The sequence below is a fragment of the Lichenifustis flavocetrariae genome, from assembly GCF_026130545.1.
GTDB lineage: Bacteria > Pseudomonadota > Alphaproteobacteria > Rhizobiales > Beijerinckiaceae > Lichenihabitans > Lichenihabitans flavocetrariae.
Map to the genome: position 1 here is coordinate 1 of NZ_JAMOIM010000091.1, position 8,552 is coordinate 8,552.

Below are 8,552 nucleotides of genomic sequence, written 5' to 3' on the forward strand. Positions count from 1 at the left end.
CGGCAGAGCGGGGCGAGATCGACGCCACCCATCCCCTTGCCGAGGGACCATGGATCTTCAGCCGTGCCGATCTCGACAGTTCCGCCGTTCGACGTCTCGCGCAACGGTCGAAGCTCCACCAAAAACACCCCGCGGTACCGCACCCCGCGCAGCAAACACTATTCACCTCAACCACATAGCGAGATGTGCGTCGTGACGGCAGATTGTAGAAGGTCAGATAACGACTGATCGAGGCGCGGGCCTCGCCGACGCTGGTGTAGACCTTGAGGTAGACCTCTTCGTATTTGATTGACCGCCAAAGCCGTTCGACGAAGACGTTGTCGCGCCACCACGAGCCCTTGCCGTCCATGCTGATGGCGATCCCAGCCTCGATCAGGAGGCCAGTGAATTCGTGGCTGGTAAATTGTGAGCCCTGGTCCGTGTTGAAGACGTCCGGCTTGCCATGGCGTGCAAGCGCTTCTTCGAGTGCTTCGACGCAAAACGCCGCCTCCAGGGTGATGGACACCCGCCAGGACAGGACCCGGCGGCTGAACCAGTCGACCACGGCCGCCAGGTAGACGAAGCCGCGCGCCATCGGAATGTAGGTGATGTCCATGGCCCAGACCTGGTTGGGACGCGCGATCCTCATGCCGCGCAGCAGGTAAGGGTAGATCTTGTGCCCGGGCGCGGACTTTGAGGTGTCCGGCTTGCGGTAGAGCGCTTCGATGCGCATCCGCTTCATCAGCGTCGCGACATGCCGACGACCAATCGTGATCTCCTCCTGGCGCAGGAGATCGCGCAGCATGCGGCTTCCAGCGAAGGGGAAGTCGAGGTGCAACTCGTCCATCCGCCGCATGACGACGAGGTCGGCCGGCGACACCGATCGCGGCAGGTAATAGACGCTGCCCCGGCTGATCCCGAGGGCCTTCGCCTGCTTGCTGATCGGCAGGCCGTGATCGCGGTCGATCATCGCTCTGCGCTCAGAAGGCCGGCCTTGCTGAGCGCGCCGGACAAAAAATCGTTGGTGAGCGTCAACTTGCCGATCTTCGCATGCAGCGTCTTCACGTCGACCGGCGGCAAAGCAGGTTCCACCTTCGCATCCGCACCGAAGACGCCGGCGGCGCCATCCAGCAGTTGCGCTTTCCAGGCCGTGATCTGGTTCGGGTGCACGTCAAACTGCTGCGCCAACTCGGACAGCGTCTTCTCACCCCGCACCGCCGCCAAGGCCACCTTCGCCTTGAAAGCCGGTGCGTGATTCCGCCGTTGTCGCTTGCTCATCGTCTCTCCTGCTCCGCGACCATCCTGGCCGCCGTCAGGCAGAAACTCCACTCATGCCACCTGTTCAGATTCCCCGAGCCATCTCTCATTGCACGCCGGCTGCCGTTCCATGCGACCTACTTTCACCCATGGCTATCGCCGTATAAGATCAACATCGGTGTCTCAATATCCGAGGTCCGGTACACGGGTGATTAGATGAACCTGACGGACGAGCACGAGCGTATCATTCCGGTCGCGGGGGACGGGTTCAAGCATCACCGCCGCCGTACTGACGTCCGGCGCAGCGAGAACGACGATGCCGCCCGCGGGCGCGGTGCCAGACGTCCCTGTGCTCGCTCCGGCTGAGAACTGATAGGCCAGCTTGCGGTCGAAGGCTGAAGGTCTTACACAACGATCTGACACTAGCAGCTTGCGGGAAGAAATAGACTTCGGCAATTTCAATAACTTAGATTGGCCCCGGGAGGTTCGAGTCCTCTCCAGGGCACCATCATTTTTTGATGGTTTGGCAAGAAGTTGCTGGTAACGCAGAGCTTTTGGACATCCGCTTTCACACAGCGGTTTCACACATGGCTCTCCAGATGCCCCGGCCCTTTCAGCATAAGAACGGCGTTTTTTACATGAACGTCCGCATGCCTGCCGATCTTCCGCCGGAAGTGAAGGGCGCCTCTGTCGTGCTTCCAATTGGCAAAACCACGGTGACGACGGCCATCACCGACAAAGTCTTCTGCTCCCTTCGGACCAAGGATGCTGCGATCGCCAAGGAGCGGTTTACGCTGGCCTATGGCTCGCTTGCCAAGCAGCTCGCCGCCCTTCGAACGCCGCCGCAGGTCCTCACGCACAAGGACATCGTCGCGCTTGCAGGAGAGGTCTATCGCGAACGAGCCGATCATTTCGATGCCGATTCTCGCTTCGTTCCTGGGGAGGTCTTCAGATCTCAACAGGAATTTGAGGAGGCTGTTCAGTTGATTCTGCCCACCGTCGTGGACCAGTCTGATGGAGAAGTGGCACTCGGCGAGGCGATATACCGAGTGACGGCAACCTTGCCCAAGGGCCCCCAAGTGTTGGCCTGGAATCTTGGCCAGGACATTAATTATCTCGGGGTCAGCATGACGCTCGATCAAGCCCTCAACGACCTCTTCGGCCGCCGTGCGGATCAGCTCTGTGCCGAGAAGGGCCTGAGGGTCGATACTCCAACCCGCCGCAAACTGCTTCATCAGATCGGGGAAGGGTACCGCCTTCTCACGGAGAAGCTCAAGCGAAACAGCGCCGGCGATTATTCGCCCGATACAAACCTTGCTCGCTTTCCGGCCTTTGTCGCTCCGGTCAAAGCCGCGCCTGTTTCGGAGGGGCGGCACTCGGTAGCGAGCATCTTCGAACGCTGGAAGGCGGAGTTTGCGGACAAGCGGTCGGCAAGCACCATTCGACGTTACGGTCCTTCCATCGCGAGCTTGCACGCCTTCACCAAGGGGCGCGACGTTCGCCTCGTCACCCAGGACGACATTGCAGACTGGGCAAAACACCGTCGGGACGTGGACGGGATCGGGGCCGCCACGGTGAACGGAAACGACCTTGTAGCCGCAGCGTCAATTTTCTCTTGGAGTATGACGAAGGATGGCGGTCGGATACGGACCGACAATCCAGTGATAGGCGTCAAGCTCGAGTTACCCAAACGCCAAACCCTGCGAGACCGCACTTTTCGCCACGATGAAATCAAGACCATCCTGCTCGCGGCGCGCCAAGTGTCTTCCGATCCGCGGTACTTGCGGGCATCCGCATCGCGAAGATGGGCCCCGTGGATCTGCGCCTACTCCGGCGCGCGGATCCAAGAGGTTTGTTGGTTGAGCAAGCGAGACATCTGGAACGAGGGCGGCATCTGGGTGATGCGCTTCCCTCAAACAAAGGATGGTTACGCTCGGACCGTGCCGGTCCACCACGAACTCGAGCGTGAGGGCCTCATTCGCTTCGTACAGGCTGCGCCAGACGGCTACCTGTTCGTGGGCGATGTTGAGCAGAAAGTAGGCGCAAGCCGTAGCGCCCCAGAACTCCGCGCAGCTGAACTGGCTTCGTGGATCAAGAAGAAAGCTGATCTGGAAGATGGCGTGAGCCCCAACCATAGCTGGCGGCACACCTTCATAACTCGTGCCGAAGGTCTCATCTCGAAACGTTTCAGCAGCGCGATTACCGGTCACAACAAACGCAAGGATGCCAGTGATGGATACTTTGCTCCCGACATAGCTCAGTTGAAGATTGAAATCGAAAAATTCCCTGTGTTTGCATTGCAGTGAAAACGAAGGATTAATCGTTTGAACATGTTCTGGGTCAGCTACATTTGGGCCAGCTTACCTTCAGAGTCGCTCCGAACAGACACTAAGAGAGTCATCGCAGTGTTTCGGCCAAACCAGGACCGCCAAAGCAGTCCACAAGTGCGGCCGTTCGATCTCGCCGGCTCGGATGCGCGGCGCGTGGAGGCGCCGTGACCTGGAGACGATGATGAAGCGGCCGAAAGCCTTGGAAGCGAAGGTCGCCCAACGCGGTCTGGTGGCGACAGAGTGTGAAATGGCGGCCAAGAACTACCCAACCAGAAACTCCTTATGTTCCTGAGCAAGACGAGGTATTTTGATCGACACGTGGAACAAGGCTCGCGCGAAATAGGAGCCCTGTCTATCACTTGAAAATCCCAGTCCGATAAATCGTTAGGCCTTCCCGGGGTGGGTCGGTCTTGCGTGAGTTTCCACGCTCGATTGATCGACACGGGGCGGCGCCAGGCGACTGGTTCAACCTCGCCGGGAAGGATGGCCCATCAAGCCAAAGCCAATCCCCCGCCCGTGTGAGCCCCCGGATGGGAGAACCAGCGCCGCGGCTCGGATCATGTCCGCAGCCGTGACGGTCCGGCGTTCATGGTCGGCCGCGATGCCCAAAGCCTGAGTGATCACCGCCTTGGCGCGTCGCGTGTTGAGACTGGCGAGAGACCCCAGGGCCTCAGGGGCGAGATCGAAAGCGCCTCCGAGAGCGGCATTGAGGGTCGCAAAGATGCGACTGTAAACCTCTGCCCTCTGGCCCGCCGTGAGATCTGGAATGTCGAGCACCAGCAGCCGGTCGCGCAGCGGCTCCGACAGCGACGCCAGATCGTTGGCGGTCATAATCCACGTGACGGCGTCGGCCCGCATTGGGACGTCATAGTACTCGTCGCGGTAGGCTTGGGAGGTCTCTGGTTCCAGCATGGTCAGAAGCGCATCGAGCGGCGTGTCGTGAGCACCCAGGCCCGTCATCTTGTCGACTTCGTCGATCACGATGACCGGGCTGATCGTGGGAGCGGCCAGCAACGCTTTGGCAAGCGCGCCGGGACGTGCCCCGCGCCAGCTTGTATTGGTGCCGGTCAGAACGCCCCGATCGGCCAGTGTTGATCCCGCGATCACGGTGACCGAGGTCTCCAGCGCGGCCGCCAGGCCTTGCGCAAAGTGCGTCTTGCCGATGCCGGGCGGCCCGAGCAGCAGCAGGGGCGGAATGCGCATTGGGGTCGCGGTGGCGAGCGACAGGCGCGCGGCGCGGCGCACCACATCGGCGGCGTCCCGGAAGTTCGGCGTGGCGGTCCGAAGCGTCGCGAGCCGCTCGATGAGTTCGGGCGTTCCGACGACGATCTGCTTGTAGAGAGCGTTGCCGTGAAGCAAGCCCCGCAGCAGCTTCACCCGGCTCGCCTCCTCGCGGGAGGTCTCGTCGTCGGAGCCCTCGCCCTGTGTGCTGAGACCCCGGATGGCCTCGCGCAGCGCCCTGCGATCGATGACGTCGACGCCGAGCCCCATGTCGTCGAGAAAACGCGTGATGGCGCTGCCGTCAGGCCCATCGAGGGGATCGAAGTCGTCCTCGTCGAAGGTGAAGTGTGGGTCGGTGTCTGATGTCATGGTTAGGCTCGCTGGTGAGGATGAGTGGGGGCAATGAGGAGAGTTCGGTCCGGAGTGTCTCGGCTCTCGGGATCGGAATGGCTGGGTGGCGGCCCAGCCCGCAGGTGCCGGCGCAAGGCGGCTGGACGTGGGGTCCGTCGCAGCCGCCCGGCGTGGCGTCGGGGTCAGGCGTCCGCGTCTGCCGGCCCGATCTCCTGGTCGATCTCGCGCCGGATGGCGTCGAGCCGATCCTTGCAGGCCTGGTAAGCGTCCCGGGCGGCGCGGACGTCGGCCGCCAGCGTGTCGATGGTGGCGGCCGAACCCGGCGCGCGCAGCCGTGTGGCGATCTCGTTGAGACGCTGATAGGCGGCGGCGTAAGTTTGGGTGGGGGCGGGTCCGAGTGTGGTCTGGGTCATCAATCGTGCTTTCTGAGGGTGGTGGCCGGAGAGGTCTCGAGGACGGCGGTCACCAGACCGTCCGCGAGCATGAGGGTCACGCGGCCGGCATGGAGGGCGGCGGCCTGTGAGCGGATGAGGTGCCCGTCGGCACCGAGCACGAGGGCGAAGCCACGCCCGAGCACGGCCGCGAGATTGGTTTCGGCAAGGCGCGCCTCGGTGCGGGCGAGAGCGCTCTCGGCTGCGGTCCAGCGGGTCCGGACAGCCGCCGTGATGCTGGCGAACAGTGCGTTGCAATGCTGGGCGGCGGCCGCCACCTGGGCGGTCGCGACGCGTGTGACAGCCGCGGCCGGGGCATCACCTGGATCGACGTGGGTCAGCCGGCGCCGGATCTCGGCGGTGAGGCTGTGGCTTAGAGTGAGCCCGGCCCTCTCGGCGTCAGTGATCAGCGCCCGACCGCGCGCGGCGCACTCCCGCCAGAGACGATCGGCGTCGATGCGGCACTGCGCGAGGCTCTGGCCGCGGGATTTGGTGGCGCTGTCGACAACGGCCTCAAGCGTCCGGAGATCGGCCCCGGCCTGGTCGATCGCCTTGTCGACGGCGGTGACCACCCGGTCCCGCGCCAGCGACAGGCCATCTGCCGCGCTCGCAATCCGCTGGTGGGCCGCCGTGGTGATCGCGACCAGATCGGCACGGGCGCGGCCGGCGGGGGCATCGATCAGGCGCGCCACGAGGGCGAGCGCCTTGCTGGGGGTGTCGCAGGCCCGCCAGGCCACCTCGTCCAGCAAGGTGCGGTCGATGGCATGGCCGACGCCGCTGACGATCGGCACCGGGCAGCGGCAGACCGTGCGGACGAGGGTCTCGTGGTTGAGACTCTGCAAGCCGGCGCTCGCGCCACCGCCGCGGACGATCATGATGAGATCGGGCCGGACGCCCTCCACCGTGTCAGCGGCCATCATCAGCGCCGCGATCAATCCGGCCGTCGCGCGTTCGCCCTCGAACGGGGTCTCATGGCGTTGAAGGATCAGCAGACCGGCGCTCTGCCAGCGATCGAGTTCGGCGGCGACATCGGCATAGCCGGCCGCACCGGCCGGGTGGATGACGCAGAGCCGCGTGAGATCCGGTGGCGTGGCGAGCGACCGCTGTCTGTCGAAGAGCGCTTCGCGCTGCAGCGTCTGCCGCAACTGGTCGACACGGAGTCGCTCGATGGACTGATGGGTCGCGGCGCTCAGTCCGAGGACGCGGGCCTGCAGATGCCAGCGCGGCGAGAAGGTGGGTTCGACGCGCAGGCAGGTGGTCAGTCCCACCAGCAGGGCGGGATCGAAGGCCGCGCCGCTCGCTTGGACGATCGCGCGACGCACCTCGTTCGCGAGAAACACCCGCAGGTGTGCGGTTGGCGCGCCGCCGCTGCCGTCACTCTCGACGAGTTCCAGCTGATGGCCGTAGGCGCTGGTCTTGACGGCCACGACCGTGGCCTCGATCCAGACCTGAGAGGGCAGACCGGCGAGCAGACTGCGTCCCACCGCGGCGAGAAAGTGCGTCAGGGTGAGGGTCGGGATGGCCTCTCTGAGCGAGTTGTTGGTCGCCGCATCGCGCAGGGACGCAACGGCAACAGAAGGGGGTGAGACGATCGGGGCGGCCGAAGTCATGGGAGATCCAGATGATGGGCGGAAACAAGGGAGGTTGCGGAACAGGGCTCAGGCCCGGCGGGCCGGGCGGCGATCACGAGGGACCGCCGCCCCGGCGAGGGCTCAGCGCTCGATGGCCTTGGCGGCTCATCGGGCTCGGGTTGCCAGAACGGGAGCGGGCGAGCACGAAGTCGGCGATGATGCCCTCGATGAGATCCGCGAAAGCATCGGCGTCCCACCGTGGCGACAGACGCACGAGCTCGCAGGCCGTCTTGAAACCGGATTTATCCTGCTTCAGCGTGAAGCGTTGCAGGCGACCGATGTCGAAGCCGCGACCGATGCATGCGAGGCGAAACGCCGGCTGCGCCGCGATGGTCGCCAGGGACACCGACCACAGGTGTTCGGTGAGGGCGATGTCGAAGGCCTCATGGGTCATGCCGGCCGGGAGAAGGACCTGGAGCGCATTGCCAAGACCCGAGACCGGGCTGTTGGTTGGCCGGGGACCATGCAGCGGCAGGCTGGCGGCACTCCAGCAGTCGAACTCAGGCTCGGCCACGACCTCATGGCCCAGCCGGCGATAGGAGGCGTAGCCCGCGTCGTTCAAGCTGCGCATCCGCGCGGCGATCGCCGAGGCGCTGGTCGATCCAGCCTTGTAGAACGTGCTGTGGATCTCCTCGTAGATCTGCGCCATGCCGCGGCAGCCCGCGACATACGCCAAGGCCGTGCCACCGCCGCCCGCGATTGCGCGATAGGCCGCGGAGGCAAACAGAGCGGTGTCGACGGGCGGGGGTGCCAGGCGGCCGCGCCGCGGGCTTGCGCTGGCCGGCAACGGCAGCAGGCTGAGTTGCTGCGGCTGCGCGACGTGCTGTGTGACCGGCTTGCTCTCCGGCGCCGGAGCCAGAGGAGGAGCTGCTTCGGGCTCGAGAGAGGGCTGCGGCGCGGCTGCCGTCAGGGCCAAGCGGGCCTGCTCGAAGGCATTACGATCGTTGGCGCTGAGGGCCAGCCAGGATGCGAGGGCGTTAGAGGTCTGCGTGTTCATGATATGTTCCTTTGTTGAGTTGAGTTGTGCTGTGTGGAGGGAGTTCGGGATCCGGTCGGCGCAGAGCGCGTCAGCCGGGTTGTTGGTGGAAAGGTCAAGAAGGGGGAGAAGAAGACAGTCTGACCGTGAAACGGACACTTGCATCATCAGGATCGAGGTCGGGATCACCCAGGATCGGCGTCTCCGCCACGCGGATCGAGCCCGCTCCACCCGGCTCTTCTGCTGCAACCGTGTCAGACCAGCAGGTCGTCCACGGGCTGCAGGCGGGCCATGTCGGCCGTGATGGCCGCTTCGACCATCGCGAGCGTGTTGTCGCCGAGATCGTTCGTGCGCAGCCACGCCGCAACGAGCGTCT

General features: G+C 64.4%; 5 protein-coding genes and 1 pseudogene. 1 reads left to right on the plus strand and 5 read right to left on the minus strand.

Annotation, left to right across the window (positions count from 1 at the left end; genetic code table 11):
• Positions 1-202: 202 nt before the first annotated feature.
• Positions 203-1,257 (minus strand): annotated as a pseudogene (locus tag M8523_RS35115) (IS3 family transposase); the annotation flags it as partial.
• Between the two features lie 629 nt (positions 1,258-1,886).
• Between M8523_RS35115 and M8523_RS35120 the strand changes: the two are divergent.
• Positions 1,887-3,542, plus strand: a complete 1,656-nt coding sequence (locus tag M8523_RS35120; RefSeq protein WP_282589447.1) for a tyrosine-type recombinase/integrase — start codon at positions 1,887-1,889, stop codon at positions 3,540-3,542.
• A 489-nt stretch (positions 3,543-4,031) separates the two neighbouring features.
• Here M8523_RS35120 and M8523_RS35125 read toward each other — a convergent pair whose 3' ends face one another.
• The 4 genes from M8523_RS35125 to M8523_RS35140 form a co-directional block, all read right to left on the minus strand.
• A complete protein-coding gene (locus tag M8523_RS35125) occupies positions 4,032-5,156 on the minus strand; it encodes an AAA family ATPase (protein WP_282589448.1) in 1,125 nt (374 codons plus the stop codon).
• Positions 5,157-5,320: 164 nt separating this feature from the next.
• Positions 5,321-5,551 (minus strand): exodeoxyribonuclease VII small subunit, encoded by a 231-nt coding sequence (gene xseB, locus M8523_RS35130; RefSeq protein WP_282589449.1) that lies wholly within the window; start codon positions 5,549-5,551, stop codon positions 5,321-5,323.
• The gene (locus M8523_RS35135) at positions 5,551-7,179 is read right to left on the minus strand and encodes an exodeoxyribonuclease VII large subunit (RefSeq protein WP_282589450.1); all 1,629 of its coding nucleotides are present in this window, start codon (positions 7,177-7,179) and stop codon (positions 5,551-5,553) included. Before M8523_RS35135 ends, xseB begins: the two co-directional genes overlap by 1 nt.
• A gap of 73 nt (positions 7,180-7,252) precedes the next feature.
• A complete protein-coding gene (locus M8523_RS35140) occupies positions 7,253-8,197 on the minus strand; it encodes a hypothetical protein (RefSeq protein ID WP_282589451.1) in 945 nt (314 codons plus the stop codon).
• Positions 8,198-8,552 lie beyond the last annotated feature (355 nt).